The sequence below is a fragment of the Pseudomonas sp. GW822-FHT03F08 genome (genome assembly GCF_058801265.1).
Map to the genome: position 1 here is coordinate 38756 of NZ_JBXANC010000017.1, position 20137 is coordinate 58892.

At 59.4% G+C, this 20137-nt stretch carries 20 protein-coding genes; 14 read left to right on the forward strand and 6 right to left on the reverse strand.

All coding sequences use genetic code 11. From position 1 onward, the window contains the following. Positions 1–35: 35 nt before the first annotated feature. From AC1RME_RS29095 to AC1RME_RS29160, 14 genes are all read left to right on the forward strand, one after another. Positions 36–1163 carry a phosphoribosyltransferase domain-containing protein gene (locus AC1RME_RS29095; RefSeq protein ID WP_096819280.1) on the forward strand — a complete coding sequence of 376 codons (1128 nt, stop codon included), beginning with the start codon at positions 36–38 and terminating at the stop codon, positions 1161–1163. After that, entirely contained in the window at positions 1153–1911 is a 759-nt protein-coding gene (locus AC1RME_RS29100; RefSeq protein ID WP_096819281.1) for an HAD family hydrolase, read from the forward strand. Before AC1RME_RS29095 ends, AC1RME_RS29100 begins: the two co-directional genes overlap by 11 nt. Further along, positions 1904–2998 (forward strand): cysteine protease StiP family protein, encoded by a 1095-nt coding sequence (locus AC1RME_RS29105; RefSeq protein WP_096819283.1) that lies wholly within the window; start codon positions 1904–1906, stop codon positions 2996–2998. The genes AC1RME_RS29100 and AC1RME_RS29105 overlap by 8 nt, the downstream gene beginning before the upstream one ends. Further along, positions 2998–3948 (forward strand): HpcH/HpaI aldolase/citrate lyase family protein, encoded by a 951-nt coding sequence (locus tag AC1RME_RS29110; protein WP_096819285.1) that lies wholly within the window; start codon positions 2998–3000, stop codon positions 3946–3948. Before AC1RME_RS29105 ends, AC1RME_RS29110 begins: the two co-directional genes overlap by 1 nt. After that, complete coding sequence (locus tag AC1RME_RS29115; RefSeq protein WP_096819286.1) at positions 3945–4658, forward strand: HAD family hydrolase; 714 nt, start codon at positions 3945–3947, stop codon at positions 4656–4658. Before AC1RME_RS29110 ends, AC1RME_RS29115 begins: the two co-directional genes overlap by 4 nt. A gap of 2 nt (positions 4659–4660) precedes the next feature. Beyond that, entirely contained in the window at positions 4661–5245 is a 585-nt protein-coding gene (locus AC1RME_RS29120) for a TerD family protein (RefSeq protein ID WP_096819288.1), read from the forward strand. Continuing rightward, positions 5245–6423 carry a TerD family protein gene (locus tag AC1RME_RS29125; RefSeq protein WP_096819290.1) on the forward strand — a complete coding sequence of 393 codons (1179 nt, stop codon included), beginning with the start codon at positions 5245–5247 and terminating at the stop codon, positions 6421–6423. The genes AC1RME_RS29120 and AC1RME_RS29125 overlap by 1 nt, the downstream gene beginning before the upstream one ends. A 46-nt stretch (positions 6424–6469) precedes the next feature. Further along, complete coding sequence (locus AC1RME_RS29130; RefSeq protein ID WP_096819292.1) at positions 6470–6919, forward strand: tellurite resistance TerB family protein; 450 nt, start codon at positions 6470–6472, stop codon at positions 6917–6919. A 45-nt stretch (positions 6920–6964) separates the two neighbouring features. Beyond that, positions 6965–7963: a TerC/Alx family metal homeostasis membrane protein gene (locus tag AC1RME_RS29135; RefSeq protein WP_096819328.1), complete on the forward strand. Its 999-nt coding sequence runs from the start codon at positions 6965–6967 to the stop codon at positions 7961–7963. Between the two features lie 31 nt (positions 7964–7994). Then, the gene (locus tag AC1RME_RS29140) at positions 7995–8570 is read left to right on the forward strand and encodes a TerD family protein (protein ID WP_096819294.1); all 576 of its coding nucleotides are present in this window, start codon (positions 7995–7997) and stop codon (positions 8568–8570) included. A 77-nt stretch (positions 8571–8647) separates the two neighbouring features. Next, positions 8648–9226 carry a TerD family protein gene (locus AC1RME_RS29145; RefSeq protein ID WP_096819296.1) on the forward strand — a complete coding sequence of 193 codons (579 nt, stop codon included), beginning with the start codon at positions 8648–8650 and terminating at the stop codon, positions 9224–9226. A gap of 177 nt (positions 9227–9403) precedes the next feature. Then, a complete protein-coding gene (locus AC1RME_RS29150; protein WP_493092092.1) occupies positions 9404–10330 on the forward strand; it encodes a hypothetical protein in 927 nt (308 codons plus the stop codon). Positions 10331–10412: 82 nt separating this feature from the next. Continuing rightward, positions 10413–11351: a lysozyme inhibitor LprI family protein gene (locus AC1RME_RS29155; RefSeq protein ID WP_493092094.1), complete on the forward strand. Its 939-nt coding sequence runs from the start codon at positions 10413–10415 to the stop codon at positions 11349–11351. A gap of 57 nt (positions 11352–11408) precedes the next feature. Next, on the forward strand, positions 11409–12602 hold the full coding sequence (locus tag AC1RME_RS29160) for a DUF4236 domain-containing protein (protein ID WP_493092096.1): 1194 nt from the start codon (positions 11409–11411) through the stop codon (positions 12600–12602). A gap of 51 nt (positions 12603–12653) precedes the next feature. Here AC1RME_RS29160 and AC1RME_RS29165 read toward each other — a convergent pair whose 3' ends face one another. The 6 genes from AC1RME_RS29165 to AC1RME_RS29190 all read right to left on the reverse strand — a co-directional run bounded on the left by AC1RME_RS29165 (position 12654) and on the right by AC1RME_RS29190 (position 20136). Next, on the reverse strand, positions 12654–13907 hold the full coding sequence (locus tag AC1RME_RS29165) for a TerD family protein (protein ID WP_493092097.1): 1254 nt from the start codon (positions 13905–13907) through the stop codon (positions 12654–12656). Between the two features lie 76 nt (positions 13908–13983). Further along, positions 13984–15228, reverse strand: coding sequence for a VWA domain-containing protein (locus tag AC1RME_RS29170; RefSeq protein ID WP_096819305.1), 1245 nt, complete (start codon positions 15226–15228; stop codon positions 13984–13986). 74 nt (positions 15229–15302) lie between these two features. Beyond that, positions 15303–16781 carry an APC family permease gene (locus tag AC1RME_RS29175; RefSeq protein WP_096819308.1) on the reverse strand — a complete coding sequence of 493 codons (1479 nt, stop codon included), beginning with the start codon at positions 16779–16781 and terminating at the stop codon, positions 15303–15305. Between the two features lie 145 nt (positions 16782–16926). Further along, positions 16927–18351: a gamma-aminobutyraldehyde dehydrogenase gene (locus AC1RME_RS29180; RefSeq protein ID WP_096819310.1), complete on the reverse strand. Its 1425-nt coding sequence runs from the start codon at positions 18349–18351 to the stop codon at positions 16927–16929. 50 nt (positions 18352–18401) lie between these two features. Beyond that, positions 18402–19211 (reverse strand): ABC transporter permease, encoded by an 810-nt coding sequence (locus AC1RME_RS29185; protein ID WP_096819312.1) that lies wholly within the window; start codon positions 19209–19211, stop codon positions 18402–18404. Beyond that, positions 19201–20136 (reverse strand): ABC transporter permease, encoded by a 936-nt coding sequence (locus tag AC1RME_RS29190; RefSeq protein WP_007954664.1) that lies wholly within the window; start codon positions 20134–20136, stop codon positions 19201–19203. The genes AC1RME_RS29185 and AC1RME_RS29190 overlap by 11 nt, the downstream gene beginning before the upstream one ends. Between the last annotated feature and the right edge of the window lies 1 nt (position 20137).

The following is a 20137-nucleotide window of genomic DNA, read 5'->3' on the forward strand; positions in this document are numbered from 1 at the left end:
GTTAATCCCCCAGCGCCATTTAGGAATTTTTGCTCATGGAAAGTAACGCAGCTACACAAACGCTCAGTGCGCAACTGATGCGCGGGCGACTCGATGTCAAAGTAGATGATTCACTCATCGCTCCGAACGCTTTGTTCGGCTTTGCCGAGCGCCGTAACCCCAAGCGTGCGTTCCTGTTCGTGTCCAAAGTGCTTGGCCGCCATATCCCGGTACGCCCCTCGGCAATGAATACCAGTTTCGCAAGCCTCGCAGCGCAGATCCCTGCGGATCTGCCCGGCCCGGTGCTGGTGATCGGCATGGCCGAGACCGCCGTTGGCCTCGGTGCTGGCGTGCATCGCGCGTTCAGCGCGACCCGGCCTGACACGGTGTACATGGTCAGCACACGGCACCCGACCGGCACCGAACTGTTCACTCGTTTCGAAGAAGAACACAGCCACGCCAGCGCCCATTTGATCCACTTGCCGGTCGATCCCGACGTCCGCGAAATGATGTTGAATGCGCGCTCGCTGGTGCTGGTAGACGATGAAGCCTCCACCGGCAAGACCTTCATCAATTTGCACCGCGCCTTGGTCGACTCGGGTCTGACCCAGGTCGAACGTGTCGTGACCTGCGTGCTGACCGACTGGTCGAGCAACGCGGTGCGCAACACCATTGGCGAGTCCGCGCATCAAGTCTCGTTACTGCAAGGCTCCTACGATTTCCATCAAGACCTCGAAGCGCCGCTGCCGGAGATGCCGGCCGTCGGCACCGTTGCCGCCGGTGAGTGGCCGTTGTCGGCACACAACGACTGGGGCCGGCTCGGTGTGCGCAAGGTCGAAGACACCTTGGCCCCCGATCTGCAAATCAAGGCTGGCGAGCGAGTGCTGGTGGTCGGCACCAGCGAGTTTGTCTGGCGTCCGTTCCTGCTCGCCGAACGTCTTGAGCGTGCCGGTGCCGACGTGCACTTCAGCTCGACCAGCCGTTCGCCGATCGCGCTGGGCCATGCCATCGGTCACGCGTTGTCGTTCTCGGACAACTACGGTCTGGGCATTCCGAACTTTCTCTACAACGTGCGCCCGGGGGAGTTTGATCGCGTGCTGATCTGCTCGGAAACGCCGACGCAGGCGGTATCTGCCGAACTGGTTGCCGCCCTGAACGCCGAGGTGATTGTCGATGCTCAGTAATCGTCCGCTGGCCTTGGTTGACCTTGATGACACGCTGTTCCAGACCGCGCGCAAAATGCCTGAAGGCACGCCACGCCATCCTGCGACCTTTGACATTGAAGGCCAACCGAACGGGTACATGAACCCGGTGCAGAAAACTCTGGTGGAATGGCTGTTGTCCTCGACCGACGTCGTGCCTGTGACTGCGCGTAGTGTCGAAGCTTTCAGTCGAGTCAAACTGCCTTTCGACAAGGGCGCCGTGTGCTCGCACGGCGGGGTGATTCTCGGCGCCGACGGCAGGCTCGATGAGCAATGGCAGGCGCACATGACTGTCGTCCTGGCAGACTTTCAACACCGGCTCCCCGATCTGAGCGCCGCGACCCTGGCCATTGGCAAGGCGCTGGGCATTTCGCTGCGCGGCTGGGTAGTTGAAGAAGAAAACCTGCGCCACTACGTGGTGACCAAGCACAACGAATCCAACGATGAAGTCCTGCAAACCGTGCTGGCTGAAGTCCAGGCGCGCGGCTTGCTGGAGGGAATGCACGTCCACGGCAACAGCAACAATCTGGCCTTTTTGCCCGCCGGTCTGTCGAAGCGCGTGGCCGTTGAGGAACTGTTGCGCCGTGACCGTGAAGTCAACGGTGAACGACCCGTGCTGGGCTTCGGCGACAGCATTACCGACCTCGGTTTCATGGATGCCTGCCACCTGTGGGCAACCCCGTCCGGCAGCCAGCTGGCGAGGTTTGTGGGGCATGCGCTCAATGACTGAGTCCATCGCTGACCTCAAGACTGTTGGTAGCGGCAGCTATTTGCAGGACGACGTGCACTTCCTGCTCCAGCCGGTGCAGATGGAGGTGACCGACGTCGTAGAGAAAGAGCGGCTGATTCAGACGCAGCAGAAGCACTACTCGGAGATGATCAGCTTCGAGAGCGCGCCGACACCTGTGCACAAAGCGCTGTACGAGAGAGCGCTCGCGCAGAATGGCGTGCGCATGGCCAGCGACGTTCAGGCACTGGCGCTGGCGTTGAATGGCGCTTGCACAGGCCCATCGATTGTTCTGGTGTCGTTTGTCCGCGCCGGGTTGCCGCTGGGTGTGCTGCTGCGTCGGGCGCTGATCGACATGGGCCGCGAGACACATCATTACGGCATCAGCATCGTGCGGGATCGCGGCATAGACCTCATCGGTCTTGAGGCGATCATTCAGGCCCACGGCGCGCAAAACATCGTGTTCGTCGACGGCTGGACTGGCAAAGGTGCGATCTCCGGTGAAATTCAGCGCAGCCTCAAAGGCGATGCTCGATTCCCTGAGGAGCCGCGTCTGGTGGTGCTGGCCGACCCTTGCGGGCGAGCCTGGCTGGCGGCCTCGGCGGAAGACTGGGTGATTCCGTCGGGCATCCTTGGCGCGACCGTCTCGGGTCTGGTATCGCGTTCGATCTGGCCGGCTGATGGCGGGCTGCATGGCTGCGTGGTCTACGACCACCTGACTGAACACGATGTGACGCGCGAGTTCATCGAGCACATCGAGCAGCAGCGCAAAACCCTGGGCCCGGTGCCTGCTGCGGTGCCGTGGACGGCCAACAAGCGTGCCAAGCTGCAAGCCGCCGCCACGCAAGTCGTGGAGTCGCTGGCTGCACGTTTCGATATCAGCAATCTAAACCGGGTCAAACCGGGCATCGCCGAGGCCACTCGCGCGGTGCTACGCCGGGTGCCGGATCATGTGCTGGTGCGAGATCGCAACGACAGTGACGTGCAATTACTGATGCACCTCACCGAAGGCGCTGGCGTTTGCGTCGAAGAAGTCGGCGCCGCACTCGGCCCGTACCGAGCCGTGACCATCATTCGGAGCGTGAGCTGATGAAGAAGCTTTCTCCTTACGCCTTGGGTGCCACGCTGTACATGCCGGCCACGCGCGCCGATCTGCTGGATGTGGTGTTCGCCACCAAGCTGCCGGAACTGCGTTCGCTGGTGGTATGCCTCGAAGACGCAGTTGCCGAGATCGATGTCAGCACCGCGTTGAGCAACTTGCATTGCCTGTTGTCGGCAATAGATGAGCGCGGCGGGCGGCCTGCCGAGGGGCCGGTGCTGTTCGTGCGTCCGCGTGATTCGGCGATGGCGGCGGTACTCAATGACTGGCCGTTGATGAAGCACGTCGACGGCTTCGTTGTGCCGAAACTGACGCTGCGCAACCTCGACGCCTGGGAGCGGGCGGTGACCAGTCCTGAGCTGTTCCTGATGCCGACTCTGGAAACTGCCGAGGTGTTCAGTCCGGTGGCGATGCTCGAGTTGGGTCAGGCGCTCAAGGCCAATCTGAATCACCGGATCATCGCCCTGCGTATTGGCGGTAATGATCTGATGGGCAGCCTCGGCTTGCGGCGTAACCCGGCGACCACGCTGTACAACACGCCGATGGGTTACGTGATTCCGATGTTGGCCGGGGTGATGGGGTCGCAAGGTTTTGCACTGACCGCGCCTGTGTTCGAACAACTCGCCACGCCGAATCTGCTGTGTGAAGAGCTGGAACTGGACATCGCCCACGGTCTGGTGGGCAAGACCGCGATTCACCCGAGCCAGATCAGCATCATTCAGGATGCGCTGCGAGTCAGCCTCGAAGACCTGAACAGTGCGAAGTTGATCGTCAGCGACGTGGCCCCGGCCGTGTTCAAGCACAACGATGTGATGTGTGAACCGGCGACCCATTACCAATGGGCGATGAAGATTCTTGAGCGCGCCGAATGGCATGGCGTGCGCCAAACCGATGCCGCCCACGGTGAAGCACCCATTCGACTAGCCGAGGCCATTCGATGATTCAGGCAAATACCGGCCCTGACCAGCCGGGGAAAAAGGTGCTCTGCGTCTTTGACTTCGACGGCACACTGACCCGCCATGACAGTTTTGTACCGTTCTTGAAGTTTGCTTTCGGCAAACGTGAGTTCGTCCGGCGTGTGCTGACACTCGCGCTGCCGAGCATTCGATTCCTCGCCCGACGCATGAGCCGTGACGAACTCAAGGCGCAGTTGATCAGCCGCTTTCTCAGCGGCGTGGACGCGGAGTGGGTGAGCCAGCAGGCAGCGAAGTACTGCGCAGCTTTCTGGACCAGGCTGATGCGCCCGACAGGCTTGATGGCGATTGCCAGCGAGATCTCCGCCGGTTCGCAGGTGACCCTGTGCTCGGCGTCGCCTGCGCTGGTGCTGCAACCCTTCGCGGATCGCTTGGGTATCAAGCTGATCGGCACCGAACTTGAAGTGATCGACGGCAAATTGACCGGACGTATATCCGGCAACAACTGCCGCTGCGAGAACAAGGTGCTGCGGCTGGAGGCGGTCTATGGGCCGCTGACTGAATACCGCCTCAAAGCCTGGGGCGATACCCGTGGCGATCACGAATTGCTCGCTGCGGCGCAAGACGCGCACTGGCGACACTTTCATCCGGCATGGCGTCGTGGACGTCTGCGGACAGCAAAAAGCGCGATCAGACCTGATCGCGACGTGAACACTGACGATCAACAAGGAGCGTAACGATGGCACTTACCCTGAGCAAACAGCAAAGCATTTCTCTGGAAAAAACGGCCGGCAGCGCGTTGACCCGCATCAGCCTTGGCCTGGGTTGGGACCCGGTGAAAGCAGGTTTTCTCGGCAAGCTGATGGGCAGCGGCGGAGAGATCGATCTGGACGCTTCGTGCATCCTGCTCGACGAAAGTCTGCAAGTGATCGACCTGGTCTGGTTCCGTCAGTTGAAGTCGCAGGACGGTTCGATTCAGCACTCTGGCGACAACCGTACCGGTGAAGGCGATGGTGATGACGAAACTATCCACGTTGATCTGTCGCGTCTGCCGGCCGCCGTCAAGCATCTGATCTTCACCGTGAACAGCTTCACCGGGCAGAACTTCGACAAAGTCGAAAAAGCCTACTGCCGCATCGTCAATGCCAGCAACAAATCGGAACTGGCGCGTTTCAACCTGTCCGAGAAGGGCGGTCATACCGGCATCGTGATGGCGAGCCTGTCGCGCAAAGGTTCCGATTGGGAATTCAAGGCCATCGGCGAAACCACTCGTGGGCGAACCGCTGACGACCTGGTCAATCTGGCCGTGCAGGCGCTGAGCTGATGGCCGCTCTCGTACCTGGTGGTAATGCGCCGGTTGCCTGCGGCCAGCTTCGCGTGGATATCAACTACACGCCAATTCCGGGCGTCGACATTGATGTGTCGGCTTTCGTCCTGAACGCTTCGGGTAAAGTCCGTGGCGATGGCGACATGTGCTTCTATGGCCAGAGCAGTGTGCTCGGCGGCGTGTTGCAGATGACCGAGGCGACAGCCGGGCGTGCGGTATTCACTGTCGATCTGAGTCGTCTTGAAACGGCGGTCGAGAAAGTCGCGCTGTCGGCGACGATCCATGAGAACAAGGCCAGTTTCGAGCGCGTCTCGCACTTGTCCGTGGCAGTCTCGGGCGGCATCGAGGCTCAGTTGCCAACTGCCGGGATGAAGGAAACTGCGTTGATCCTTGGCGAGTTTTATCGTCGCCAGGGTGAGTGGAAATTCCGCTGTGTCGCGCAAGGTTTCAACGGCGGTCTGGAGCCCCTGGCCAAGCATTTTGGTGTTGAAATCGCGGCTCCGTCCGCTGCACCGACGCCTGCGCCCGTTCCGCCTGCACCAGCCCCGGCACCGGTGCCTGCGCCCGCGAAATCGACGATCAGTCTGAGCAAGATCACGCTCGACAAGACTCGCTCGTCGATCAGCCTGGAGAAAACCGCCAGCGGTTTCGGCGAAATCAAGGTCAACCTGAACTGGAACAAGGGCAGCGGCGGTGGCTTCTTCAGCCGCAACAAATCCGTCGACCTTGATGTTGGCTGCCTGTACGAACTGCAGGACGGCGAAAAGGGCGTGGTGCAGGCCTTGGGCAACTGCTTCGGCAGCCTGAGTGGCGCGCCGTACATCCAGCTCAAGGGCGATGACCGCACCGGCTCGGTTGCCGGTGGCGAGTGGATGCACATCAACGGCGCGAAGTGGGGCGAGGTCAAACGCATTCTGATCTTCGCCTTCATCTACGAAGGCGCGCCGAACTGGAAAGAGACTGACGGCATCGTGACCATCTACATCCCCGGCCAGCCGGACATCGAGGTTCGCCTCAATGAAGAAGGTGGCCGCGAAGGCATGTGTGCGATTGCCATGCTCGAGAACGTTGACGGGGCGGTGAAGGTTTCGCGCCGCGTCGACTTCCATCGTGGTCATTCGGCAGTCGACAAGGCTTATGGCTGGGGCATGAGCTGGCGCGCCGGCTCGAAATAATACGGATGGCGGGGCCTCCCGGTCCCGCCCCTTAAGGAGATTTGACATGCTCGCATGGCTTAAAGAAAACGCGACGGCGGCTCGCGACAAACTGACAACTGAAGTCGGTAAATTCAAGAACCAGAAGTTCATGGAAGCGATGACGGCCAGCTGCGCCATCGTCTCCGCAGCGGATGGCGATATCTCTTCGGCGGAAAAGCAGAAGATGATCGGCTTCATCAATATCTCGCCTGAATTGAAAGTGTTCAACACGGCAGACGTGATCAAGTCCTTCTCGGCGCATTGCGAGAAGTTCGAGTTCGACTTCCAGATCGGTCAGGCGGAAGCACTGAAAGTCATCGGCAAGATCAAGAGCGACCCGGGTGCTGCTCGCCTGTTGGTGCGTGTTGCCTGTTCCATCGGCGCATCGGACGGCACGTTCGATGAAAAGGAAAAAGCGGCGTGCCGTTTGATCTGCGCCGAGCTGGGTCTGAACCCGGCTGATTTTGATCTTTAAGGAGCGGTACCTGTGGAAACGCAAATCGGATTTCCCCCGCTGACCATGGCGGTGTTTGTAGGGCTGGCGCTTGGCGCCCTGCTGCTGGACATGGTCACGCACCGTGGAGGCAAGCCTATTTCGCTGATGAAGGCCTCGATCTGGTCGATATTCTGGATCGCGATTTCGCTGGCGTTCGCAGGTTTCCTGTACGTGCAGCACGGCCCTGAAGTGGCCAGCCTGTTCGTCACCGGTTATGCGCTGGAAAAAGTCCTGAGTGTCGACAACCTGTTTGTCTTCATGGCGATCTTCGCCTGGTTCAAGGTGCCGGATGGCCTGCGTCACCGCGTTCTGTACTGGGGCATCATCGGTGCCATCGTGTTCCGTGGCGTGTTCGTCGCGATCGGCACTGGCCTGCTGGCTTTCGGGCCGTGGGTGGAAATTGTCTTCGCGGTGATCGTTGCGTGGACGGCCGTGATGATGTTGCGTGCCGGCGGGGACGATGACGAGGAAGAAGACTACTCCAAGCACATGGCGTATCGCTTCGCACAGAAGCTGTTCCCGGTGTGGCCAAAACTGTACGGCCACAATTTCTTCGTGACCCGCAAGGTGCTCGAAGGTGAGCTGCAGAAACCGGAAAACCAGGGCATGACCCTGGCCGCCAAAGGCACGCTGTTCGCCACGCCGCTATTCCTGTGCCTGGTGGTCGCGGAAGTGTCCGATATCCTCTTCGCGTTCGACTCGGTACCGGCAGTGATCGCTGTCAGCCGTGAACCGCTGATCGTCTACTCGGCGATGCTGTTCGCGATTCTTGGCCTGCGAACCATGTACTTCGTGCTCGAAGCGCTGAAACGCTACCTGGTCCATCTGGAAAAATCGGTGATTGCACTGTTGTTCTTCATCGCAGTGAAACTTGGCCTGAACGCCACCGACCACATGTTCCACCACGGCTACACCATTGACGCGAATACCAGCTTGTTGATTGTCATGGTGGTCCTGGCAATCGGCGTAGTGGCGAGCCTGATCTTGCCGGGTCAGGAAGAAACCCAAACCGAAAACAATTGAGTAGCAGCATCAACCACAAGGAGATGTACCGATGGCTTTGACACTTCAAAAAGGTGGCAACCTGTCCCTTACCAAAACCGACCCGAGCCTGACCAGGATTCTGGTTGGCCTGGGCTGGGACCCGCGCGCTACCGACGGCGCGGAATTTGACCTGGACGCCAGCGCGTTTCTGGTAGGCGCCAGCGGCAAGGTTCGCAGCGACGCAGACTTCATTTTCTACAACCAGTTGAAGAGTGCGGACGGTTCGGTTGAGCACACGGGTGACAACCGTACCGGCGCTGGCGACGGCGACGACGAAGTGCTGAAAGTTGACCTGAGCCGTGTTCCGGCCGACGTCGAAAAAGTCGTGTTTGTCGTAACCATCCATGACGCCGAAGCCCGCAAACAAAGCTTTGGCCAGGTCGGTGGATCGTTCATTCGTGTGGTCAACGAAGTATCCAGCGCCGAAGTCGTTCGCTATGACCTGGCTGAAGACGCTTCCACCGAAACCGCGATGATTTTCGCTGAGCTGTATCGCAACGGTGGCGAGTGGAAATTCCGCGCTGTTGGCCAGGGTTACGCTGGCGGCCTGAAGGCTGTTGCCAACTCTTTCGGTCTGAACTTCTAAGGTTCGGCATCTTGCCAATCGATTTGCAAGGCCCTGAATTCAGGGCCTGACTCACCACAACCAAGAGGAATTTGAACATGGCGGTATCACTGAGCAAGGGTGGCAATGTCAGCCTGTCCAAAGAAGCTCCAGGCCTGTCTGAAGTTATCGTTGGCCTGGGCTGGGACCCACGCGTCACCGACGGCACCGAATTCGACCTCGACGCTTCGATATTCATCGTTGGCGAATCCGGCAAAGTGCTCGACGACAACAGCTTCATTTTCTACAACAACAAAAAGTCTGCTGATGGCTCGGTCGAGCACATGGGCGACAACAAGTCGGGTGCAGGCGATGGCGATGACGAACAAGTCACCGTCAAACTGACCGGCCTGGCGCAAACAGTGAAGAAGCTGGTATTCGCTGTAACCATCCACGATTCGGACGCGCGCAAGCAGAGCTTCGGCCAAGTGCAAAACGCCTACATCCGCGTCGTCAACAAGGCTGACGGTAAAGAGCTGGCACGCTTCGACCTGAGCGAAGACGCTTCGACCGAAACCGCGATGATCTTCGGCGAGCTGTATCGCAACGGCGAAGAGTTCAAGTTCAAGGCCATCGGCCAGGGCTTCGCTGGCGGCCTGGCGCCGTTGGCTAAAGAGCACGGCGTGAACATCGGCTAACCCGAAAGGGTTGCGAGAGCCCCCGGCGTTTGCCGGGGGCTTTTTCTTGTCTGCAGAATTTCCACGAACCGGCAATTCGCTGGTTATTCAACTTATGTACAACCATTTCGCCAAGCGCGACTGCCTCGGATCAAACGGGCAGTTCAGCAGGATGAGGCACTGATAAGGATTTTTTCAATGGGACTGCTTCGCGGGGTCATGGCAGTTGGTGTATTGGCAGCCTTGTCAGGCTGTGGCGCTTACGACGACTTCAAAGCCAATAATGCTGTTCAGGAATACCGGCAGAATTGCTTCGGCAACTACACCAACGAATGCGAAAGCAAGTTGGTCGACACCAACATCATCATGCTCGAACTGGCTCGCAGAAACGTGGCGCGCGAGAAGGATACGTTGATCAAAGCCGTTGGCCAGAATGGCTATGAACGCTTTGCCAAAGCGGCCAACGAAGTGATCGACGATCTGGTCGATCGCCAGGAAAAGAAACGTCCGGGAATCTTCGCTCGCTGGGTACTGGGCGATGCACAGCCGTTCGGCGATACGCGAAACCAGCTCTTTCTCGAATCGGACATGCTGGCACTCAAGGCTGCCGTACTGAAGAAGATCAGCGATTCCAATCCGGTCGCGCAACGCCAGGCAATCACCGAACAACCTGTCGCTGCAGCTCCTGTAGAAACTCCGCCGGCAGCGCCTGATGTTGCCGCTGTCACCGCGTTGCTCGAAGCTGCGATTGACCGTGAAATCGCCAGCGAAATCGCACAGGACGGCGGTGAAGAGTACAAGGACGCCCGACAAATCATTTTGACCGATCTGAACGGTGACGGAACCAACGACGCGGTGGTGCTTTACACCCTTGAAGGGCAGGGGGGTGGCAATGGCTACTTCCAGTCGCTGGCGACGTTTTACGCGACTCCTCAGGGCTGGATTCACCGCGCAAAACTGGTCGTGGGATCAGGTGTGCAAAGCGTTGAAGTCATCGCGCCGCAAACCCTCGTAGTGAAAATGCTCAGCGTCGGTCCGGACGATGCCAACTGCTGCCCAAGTGTCGAAAGCACGCAAAAATTCACATGGAACGGCACCACCTTCCTGCAATCACCTGGTACTTGAGGCGAGCGCATTCTCCCCCCGACTCAGGCGTCGTTCAGAGACCCTTGGTCGGGCAGTACAAACAACAAGAAAGGACTCGATCATGTCTCGCTCAAGCATAAGCACCGGTATTGCTCTGGTGCTCGCATTTATTTCATTGCACTCCCATGCCACCAGTTTCGACTGCGCCAAAGCGGTGAGCTTCGCGGAAAAATCCATTTGTGCCGATACTGCACTGAGTCTTCTCGATGAACAGCTGAACTCGCAATACGTGCGTGCGCTGGATTCTGCGGCTAACCGTAATCAGGTTCGTATCGAGCAACGTGAATGGCTGCGCTTGCGCGATAACTGCGTAACCGAAAGTTGCCTGAGCACATCAATGTCGCAGCGACTCAATCAACTCTCCGGCGCGATACCGCAGTCCGCCAGAACGGCACCCACCAGCGATATCAAACGTGCTGAACCGCGTGTACCTGCTGCGACTGCTCAAGTACCAGCGGTGGCAAGTCCTGTCCCGGCAAACAGTAACGCGCAGGATAATCATCAGGCCGTTCTGTATCTGAAGATCGCCCTGTTCTGCATGGCGGTGTTGTTGCTGATCTGCATCTGGCTACACCGACGTGGCTCGATGACGATCTATCAGGACTACACCGATGCGCTTTTCACCAGCATCACGCCGATTCTGGGTATCGGGTCTTATTTTGTATTTAGCGTCTGGCTGGAGATTCCGAAGAATTACGCGCTGATCGCCGCTTGCGTGCTGGCAGGCCTGATGTCGCTGCAAGTGATCATTCAAACCTACCGCAGCAATGGCGTGTCACTGTTTTTCCTGCTCTCGCTGTTTGCCAAAATCGCCTTGCTGACCTTTTATTTCCTGATGATGGCGTTGCTGCTGTGTGGCGGCGCACGTACCCGGCAAGACGCACGTCGCCGCCGGGGATGGGCGGTATTTGCAACGACGGCGTTCGTTTTCCTTTCTGGCTGGATGTGTCGTAACCGGCAGTTCTCTTCGATCGACGACTACATCGCCGGCCGAACCTGAACTGCAGAGCGCTGGCCGGGATAGATGTCCCGGCCTTTCAGGATCAAGGAGCTGTTCATGGGGTTTCGTTTCTCCAAACGCATCACGATCATTCCCGGCGTTCGCCTCAACATCAGCGGTTCGGGCGTCAGCACCTCGATTGGCCCGCGCGGCTTGAGTCTCACCATGGCGCGCAACGGCACTTTCTTGAATGCCGGTTTACCCGGTACCGGCTTGTCCTGTCGCGAGCGCATTGATCGGCCGTCGCGTGCCGCTGATCCCCAGGCTACTGGCAACGCCGGCGATTACGCTGGCCAGTTGAAGGTCAAGGTCAGCGACCAGGGTTTGCTGCTGATTACCGACATGGATGACAACGAGTTGTCCCCCGCAATCATCAAGCGTGTGAAGTCGGAGCGTGCGGACTCAATTCAGGCGTTACTGGAGAAAGCCGCGGAAAAAATCAATCGCGATCTTGAAGACTGCCTCGGTGTGCACCTGGGTACGCCGCGCCCTGGGTCGATGCCGCTGATCCCCGCGCCGTTTGCCATCGAGGCGCCGCAGCAACCAGCGCAGAAAGCCCCAGGCCTGATGGACCGAATGTTGCTGCGCAGTGGCAAGATGGCGCGTGATGCGGACGCAGCGCAGCGGCAATATGTTGAGGATCTGAATCGTTGGCAGGCGACTCGGGATGCCCACGAATTTGAGCGCGGCGAGATTGAAAAAACCTTTCGGCTCGCCGCGCGCGGCTTTAGTGCCCAGATGGAGAAGGCATTGAATTACGTGTTGAGCGGAATTGCCTGGCCGAAGGAAACTCAGGTCACTTACGCGTTCTCGCAGGACGTCACCGGCGTCGCACTTGATGTGGATCTACCGGATGAGGGGGACGTGCCACGGCGCGTTGCGGAGGCGCGGGGCAATGGCAAGCTGACATTCAAGAACCGCACAGATGCACAGGTGCGGCGTGACTTTGTTGCGCTGTGCCATGGCTCGCTGTTTCGGGTAATTGGCGAAGTGTTTGCTTTGCTACCGGGGATCGACAAGGTATTGGCGTCTGGCTACATCCAGCGTAATAACGCCGCGAACGGTGTAAGCGAAGAACATTATGTGATCTCCGCATTGGTAACACGATCGCAGTGGGACTCACTGGACTTCGATCAGTTGGAAGCAATTGACCCGGCGGCGACGCTCAACGCGTACGGCGCGCGGGTCAAGCTTGATCGTTCAGCTCGTTTTACGCCGGTGTTGCCAATGGAGCTCTCGGTGCTGGACTGAGTGTGATGCCCGCGGAGCAAAGTTGCAGCGCGGGCAGTCAGAGTGGCTGGCTCAAACGTAGCGTTTCGAACCGCTGTTTTGCAGTGGCTCGCCCTTGAACACTTCGGGGCCATCCATTGTGAGCTTGAGTTTTTCGCCGTTGCGGGTCAGCCACGGCGTGGCTTCGCTGCAAGACTCGGAGGTGGCGCCGGACGGGCTGAGCACGATGTGCTCTTGGTCGATTTCGATCAGACCGATCACATAGGTGTAGATCATGTCGCTGTAGTCCTCATCCTCATCATCATGATCTTCGGGGAATTCGAAAGCGCACTCGACGACCTGGTTGCCGTATTCCATGCGCATTTTCGGTTTCAGCGAGGCCACCGACACCGCACCATTGTCGACCGCTGAGTACACGCTGCACACCAGCGCCACTTTACCGCCCATGAGCTGCGAGATCGCCGGGTTGATGTCGACGGTCTCCACCGCCGGTTCGCCGGCGCTCGCGCTCATTACATCGCCGGTGTGGAACACGTAAGGATCGAGATCGAACTCGCCACGTTTGTCCGGTGCCTGGATGATCGACATCCGCCCATCAGGGCGCAGGATGCCGATGCGCAGATCGAGGTCGTCGTTGTCGCAGTCGTCACCGTTATCCACCCAAGTGGCACTGACGCGAATGAATTTTGGTGCGGACGGGCCTTTTTCCAGCGAAACCTTGTGGCTGCTGCCGACCTTGTCGAGGGTAATCAGCGACTTTTGCATGCTGACGGCTTTGGCTGGTGGCGGAGGTGGTGCTTCTTCTTCGACTTCAACACCATACAAACCACACAGCCCCGCCAACCCCGAAGCGAAACCCTGCCATACCGAACGCGCCTTGAACTGGCCATTGCGCACGTACAAATCGAGGACGATGATCCCGGTTTCTTTGGCGAAAGGCTCGGGAGCCAATTCCAGCACTTGAGCACCGGCAATCACCGTGGCTCGCAGGTCCTTGACCGCTTCAAACCCACCGGCACTGCCGTCTTGCGTCAGGGTGATGGCAACTTTCGTGATGTTGGCCGGCAGGCGCGCCAGATCGAAACTGATGCTGTGACTGATCACACTTCCCTGAACCATCGGCGCTGCAAACGTAGCTGCGCCGGACGGATGTTCAGGAACGTTGAAGAACACCATGCCGCTGTCATCCAGCACCTTGCCGGTGTCGCCAAGCAGAAACGCGGTCAGATTGACGTCCAGATTGGCGCCTGCCGCGTGCGTAACCACGACCCGCCCTTGGGCGAGGCTGAGATTGGTGTTTTCACCGGGCTTGAGTGACTGATTCAATTGAGATCCCTATTCCTTGGATAACGTGCAGTACACCGCGCTTGCGATGTGCCTGAGGTGTTGAGCGTTTCGTCGGTCAACGAATGATGTTTTTGGCTTTGGCTTCCTTGAGCCAAGAGGGGAATTCAGCCATCAACTTGTCGTACAGCTGTTCTTCGCTGATGTCGTGCAAGTCATCCAGTGCGAAGAAGCCGCAGTTGTCGACCACACGTCCACTCAGGGTGTCGAGCTTTTCCAGGACACCGTAGTTGGAGCCGCCGATGCCGACGAACTGCCAGAAAATCCCCTGCTTGGCAGCGTCTACCATCAGTTTGGTAATTTCGCGGTTTTTCGACACGCCGCCGTCACTGATGAAAATCACGAACATTGGCGTCTGCTCATCGGACTGCTGAAACGATGCCAATACTTTTTCGATGACTCGCGGTTCATCGTTGAAGCGACCGCCGACATTCCATTTCTTCCAGCCTTGGCTGTCGGTGTCGATGAAACGCTCATAGTTGCTGAGCGTGACGGGGGAGAGTTGCAGTGGTTTCTCGGCGAATGCCCAGCATTCCAGTTCGCCGTCTTCATCGAACGATACGGCCAGCGGGATGACCCGGTTGAGCACTTCCTGCACCCGGCCACGGGAATACTGGCCGTTCATCGAGCCGGTTGCGTCGAGCACCAACACCACGCGGGCTTTGGTTTCAGTGAGGTTGGCTTTCTCCAGGCTGACTTGCGCTTTCTTGGCCAGGCTGACCAATTGCGGGGCAGCATCGCCGACGCGTTTCTCCAGAGAGACCTTCGCTGATATCGGCGCCGGTGGTGCTTCTTCAGCAATTTCACCACCAAAATGTCGAACCAGCGCATCCAGACCTTCGGCATAACCTTGCAGGTTGGCCGCGATGCGCCACTCACCGTCCTTACGATACAGATCGGCGACCATGATCGCCTTCTCGCCAGTGAAATCGGCCCCCGAGAACGGGCAAGTTGCAAGCGTCTCGCCGACCGGGCTGAGCACTTCGAAGCTACTGGCGAGAATGTCCTTCATCGCGCCAGCGCCGTCGATTGAGGCTGTGAACACCAGACGCTCGATCGATGCTGGGAGCGAATCGAGGTTGATGGCGAAGCGGCCGCCATCGGTGATCCTGATGCTGGCGCAGGGCGTACTCGGCTGATTGAAAAAGACCATGTAGCGGTCATCCGAAAGCTTGCCTTGCGCATCGACGCCGAAGCAGACGAAGTCGATCACTTGCGCGGCGTCGATCCTGATCGAGAGCGTCAGTGCGCGTCCCTGAAGAATCTTTGATAACGGCAACCGTTGCCCTTGGCTGATCTGCATGTGTGACTTCCTTGAAATTTTGAATTCGGTGCCTTTCGACGCGACGGGTAATCTCGCCGAAAAGCACTGCGAAATCAAATTGACCAGGCGTCTCCCGCCGGCGCTTTGCCGTGGTCATACGGCTTGCCAATCCACATGTAAACCAGCCCCAGACCAATCACGATCGCCGTGCTCAGCACCATCGCGTAATTGATGTACCACACCGCATCCGGCGTGCGTGGCCAGGCCATGTTGATGATTGCGCCGACGCCGTACACCAGCGCGCCGATGTTCACCGGCCAGCCCCAGGCGCCGAGGGTGAATTTGCCGCTCGGTTTCCAGCCTTTGCTGCGGGCGTACAGGGCGGCGAGGACGATCATCTGGAACGCGAGGTAGATGCCGATGGCGGCGAAGCTGACGATGGTGGCCACGGCGTCTTGCAGGAAGAATCCGAGGGCGATGATCAGGCCGGGCAGGACGCCGGACACGAACAGCGCAGCAACCGGCACCTGGGTCGTAGGAGAAATCTTTTTCAGCAGTCGGCTACCGATGACCATTTCATCGCGAGCGTAGGAGTACAGCAGACGACTCGCCGCCGCTTGCAGGCTGATGACGCAGGAGATGAAGGAAATCATCACCACGCCCATCACCACTTTCGAACCGATCGGGCCGAAGGCGTTGTTGAGGATGGTGGTGACCGGGTCCTTGTCGGTGCCGTTGATCACCGCTTGCATGTCCGGCACGGCGAGGATCAGCGCCAGGCAAGCGAACATCGCCGCGATGCCGCCGATGTAGATGGTCATGCGCATGGCCACCGGGATTTTCTTGCTCGGGTTCGGGGTTTCTTCGGCCACGTCGCCGCAGGCCTCGAAGCCGTAGTAGAGGAACATCCCCGCCAGCGACGCGGTGAGAAACGCCGGAAGATAGGAGCCATCGACACTGATGTCGAAAGTGTTGAACAGCACGCTGATCGGTTGGTGGCGCTCGAAAATCAGCAGGTACACGCCGACGATCACCGCACCCACCAGTTCACAGAGGAAGCCGAACATGGCGATCCGCGCCAGCACCTTGGTGCCGCTGAGGTTCACCAGCGTGGCGAACAGCGTCAGCACCAGGGCGATGACGATGTTGGTGTTGTTGCTCGGCTCAAACCCCAGCATGGCCGCGAGGTACGGGCCGGCGCCGACCGCAACGGCGGCGATGGTCACGCACAGGGCGATGGAGTAGATCCAGCCGACCATCCATGCCCATTTCTTGCCCACCAGGCGACGTGCCCAAGGATAAACGCCGCCGGAAATCGGGAACTGCGACACCACTTCGCCGAAGATCAGGCACACCAGCAGTTGCCCGCAGCCGACCAGCAAGTAAGCCCAGAACATCGGCGGCCCGCCAGCGGCCAGGCACAGGCCGAACAGGGTATAAACCCCTACGACCGGTGACAGATAAGTGAAGCCCAGCGCGAAGTTTTCCCACAGGCTCATGCTGCGGTTGAAGTTGGAGGTGTAGCCCAGTTGGCGCAGTTGTTCGGCATCGCTGTCGGCAACGGCGGCTGAGAGATCGGGTGATGCACTCATGTGTGTTTGCTCCGTGAAATCGGCAGATTTCGGATGGCCGAAACCGTGGCGGGGCCTGTTGAGCGCCGCCCGGATCGGTAGTTATTGTTTTGAATGCCTGGTGATGCAGATGACCGGTTTCTGCCTTGAAGCCGGGGGAATGCTTTTAGTGTTTGAACATCACATGCCGAACCGTGGTGTAGTCCTCCAGCCCGTACATGGACATGTCCTTGCCGTAGCCGGACAGTTTCTGACCGCCATGAGGCATTTCGCTGACAAGCATGAAGTGCGTATTCACCCAGGTGCAGCCGTACTGCAAACGGGCGGACAGGCGATGGGCGCGCCCTACATCCGCCGTCCACACAGAGGAAGCGAGGCCGTAGTCCGAATCGTTGGCCCACTCCAGCGCCTGGGCTTCATCGGTGAACTTGGTCACCGACACCACCGGGCCGAACACTTCGCGGCGGACGATTTCGTCGTCCTGCTGCGCATCGGCCAGCACGGTCGGCTCGAAGAAGAAACCGTTGCCGTCCACAGCCTTGCCACCGGTGATCAAGCGAATGTGCGGTTGCGCCACGGCGCGTTCGACAAACCCGGCCACGCGGTCGCGATGCTGGGCGGTGATCAGCGGCCCGAGTTCGGTCGACGGATCATCCTGCAAGCCGTACTTGATGCTGCTGACCGCTGCGCCGAGCTTCTCGACGAATTTGTCGTAGATGCCTTGCTGGGCGTAGATCCGGCACGCAGCGGTGCAGTCCTGACCGGCGTTGTAGAAGCCGAACGTGCGAATGCCTTCGACTGCGGCGTCGATGTCGGCGTCGTCGAAGATGATTACCGGGGCCTTGCCGCCCAGTTCCATGTGCATGCGTTTGACGCTGTCGGCGGTGCTGGAAATGATGTTCGAACCGGTGGCTATCGAGCCGGTCAGCGACACCATGCGCACTTTCGGATGGGTCACCAGCGGACTGCCCACGCTCGGCCCACGACCGAACACCAGATTGAGCACACCGGCCGGGAAAATATCCGACGCCAGTTCGGCCAGACGCAACGCGGTCAGCGGGGTTTGTTCCGACGGCTTGAGCACCACGGTATTACCGGCGGCGAGGGCCGGGGCGATTTTCCAGGCGACCATCATCAGCGGGTAGTTCCACGGCGCGATGGAGGCGATCACGCCCACCGGGTCGCGGCGGATCATCGAGGTGTGGCCGGGCAGGTATTCGCCGCCGGCCGAACCGCTCATGCAACGGCTGGCGCCGGCGAAGAAACGGAACACGTCGGCTATCGCCGGGATCTCGTCGTTCAGCGCAGCGCTGTAGGGTTTGCCGCAGTTGTCCGATTCCAGTTTCGCCAGTTCTTCGCCGTGGGCTTCGATGGTGTCGGCGAGTTTGAGCAGCAACAGCGAACGGTCTTTCGGCGTGGTCTGCGACCATTCGGCGAAGGCACTGTCGGCGGCGCGCACGGCGGCATCGACCTGGGCTTCGCTGGCCTCGTTGATTTCCACCAGCACTTCGCCACGCGCCGGGTTGAGCACCGGTTGCGCCGGGCCTTCGCCGTTGACCAGTTGGCCATTGATCAAGAGTTTGGTTTGCATGTTGTTGTCCTCTTTCTACTGCAAATTCAGGGTGGGAAAGGTCAGGGAAATCATTTGCCGCCGCTGCCGGCCACGCTCTCGCCACCCCGGGTCAGGTAGTAGGCGCCGAGGATCGGCAGCATGGTGACCAGCATCACCAGCATCGCCACGACGTTGGTCACCGGTACGTCCCGTGGGCGGCTCAACTGGTTGAGCAACCACAGCGGCAAGGTGCGCTCATGGCCGGCGGTGAAGGTGGTGACGATGATTTCGTCGAACGACAGCGCAAACGCGAGCATGCCGCCGGCGAGCAACGCCGAGCCGAGGTTCGGCAGGATGATGTAGCGGAAGGTCTGCCAGCCGTCGGCGCCGAGGTCCATCGACGCTTCGATCAAACTGTGTGAGGTACGGCGCAAACGGGCGATGACGTTGTTGTAGACGATCACCACGCAGAAGGTCGCGTGGCCGACGATGATGGTGAACATCCCCGGCTCGATCCCCAGCGTCTTGAAGGTCGCCAGCAGCGCGATCCCGGTGATGATCCCCGGCAAGGCAATCGGCAGGATCAGCATTAGCGAAATGCCCTGTTTGCCGAAGAAGTCCCGGCGGTACAACGCCGCCGAAGCGAGGGTGCCGAGGACCATGGCAATCAGCGTGGCGATGCTCGCAATTTGCAGCGACAGCTTGATTGCTTCCAGCACGTCCGGCCGCGAAAACGCCACGCTGAACCAATGCAGCGTGAAGCCTTTCGGTGGAAAACTGAACGCTGCGTCTTCAGTGTTGAAGGCGTAGAGGAAGATGATCAGGATCGGGAAGTGCAGAAACACCAACCCGCCCCATGCTGCGATTTTTAAGCCAATTGAGGCCTTTTCAGAGTGCATCGAAGGCCCCCAGTCGTTTGACGATGGACAGGTAAATGGCGATCAGTACGATCGGCACCAGCGTGAATGCAGCAGCCATTGGCATGTTGCCGATCGCGCCTTGCTGGGCGTAGACCATGCTGCCGACGAAGTAGCCCGGCGGGCCCACCAGTTGCGGCACGATGAAGTCGCCCAAGGTCAGCGAAAAGGTGAAGATCGAACCGGCCGCGATACCCGGCACCGACAGCGGCAGGATCACCTGCATGAAAGTCTGGCGCGGTTTGGCCCCGAGGTCGGCGGAGGCTTGCAGCAACGACGGCGGCAGGCGTTCCAGCGAGGCCTGGATCGGCAGGATCATGAACGGCAGCCAGATGTAGACGAACACCATGAACCGGCCCAGGTGCGAGGTCGACAAGGTGCTGCCGCCGACCCCGGGAATCCCCAGAATGAATTGCAGAACCGGTTCTAGCCCCAGGTGCTGAACGAACCACTGCGCGACGCCGCCCTTGGCCAGCAGTAGCGTCCAGGCGTAGGCCTTGACGATGTAACTGGCCCACATCGGCATCATCACCGCGATGTAGAAAAACGCCTTGGTCTTGCCGGTGGTGTAGCGCGCCATGTAATAGGCAATCGGGAACGCGACGATGGCGCTGGCGATCGACACCACGACGGCCATGCTCAGGGTGCGCAGGATGATGTCGAAGTTCGACGGCTGAAACAGCGCGGCGAAGTTGGCCAGGGTCAGGTCGGGCGTGACCGCCATGGTGAAGTCGTCGAAGGTGTAGAAACCTTGCCACAGCAGCACCAGCAGCGACCCCAGATAGATCGCGCCGAACCACAGCAGCGGCGGCACCAGCAGCATCGACAGATAGAGGTTCGGTTTGCGATACAGCAGGTTGGAAAACCTGCGCAACGGCGCCGATTGAGGGAGGGCGAGGGCGGTCATG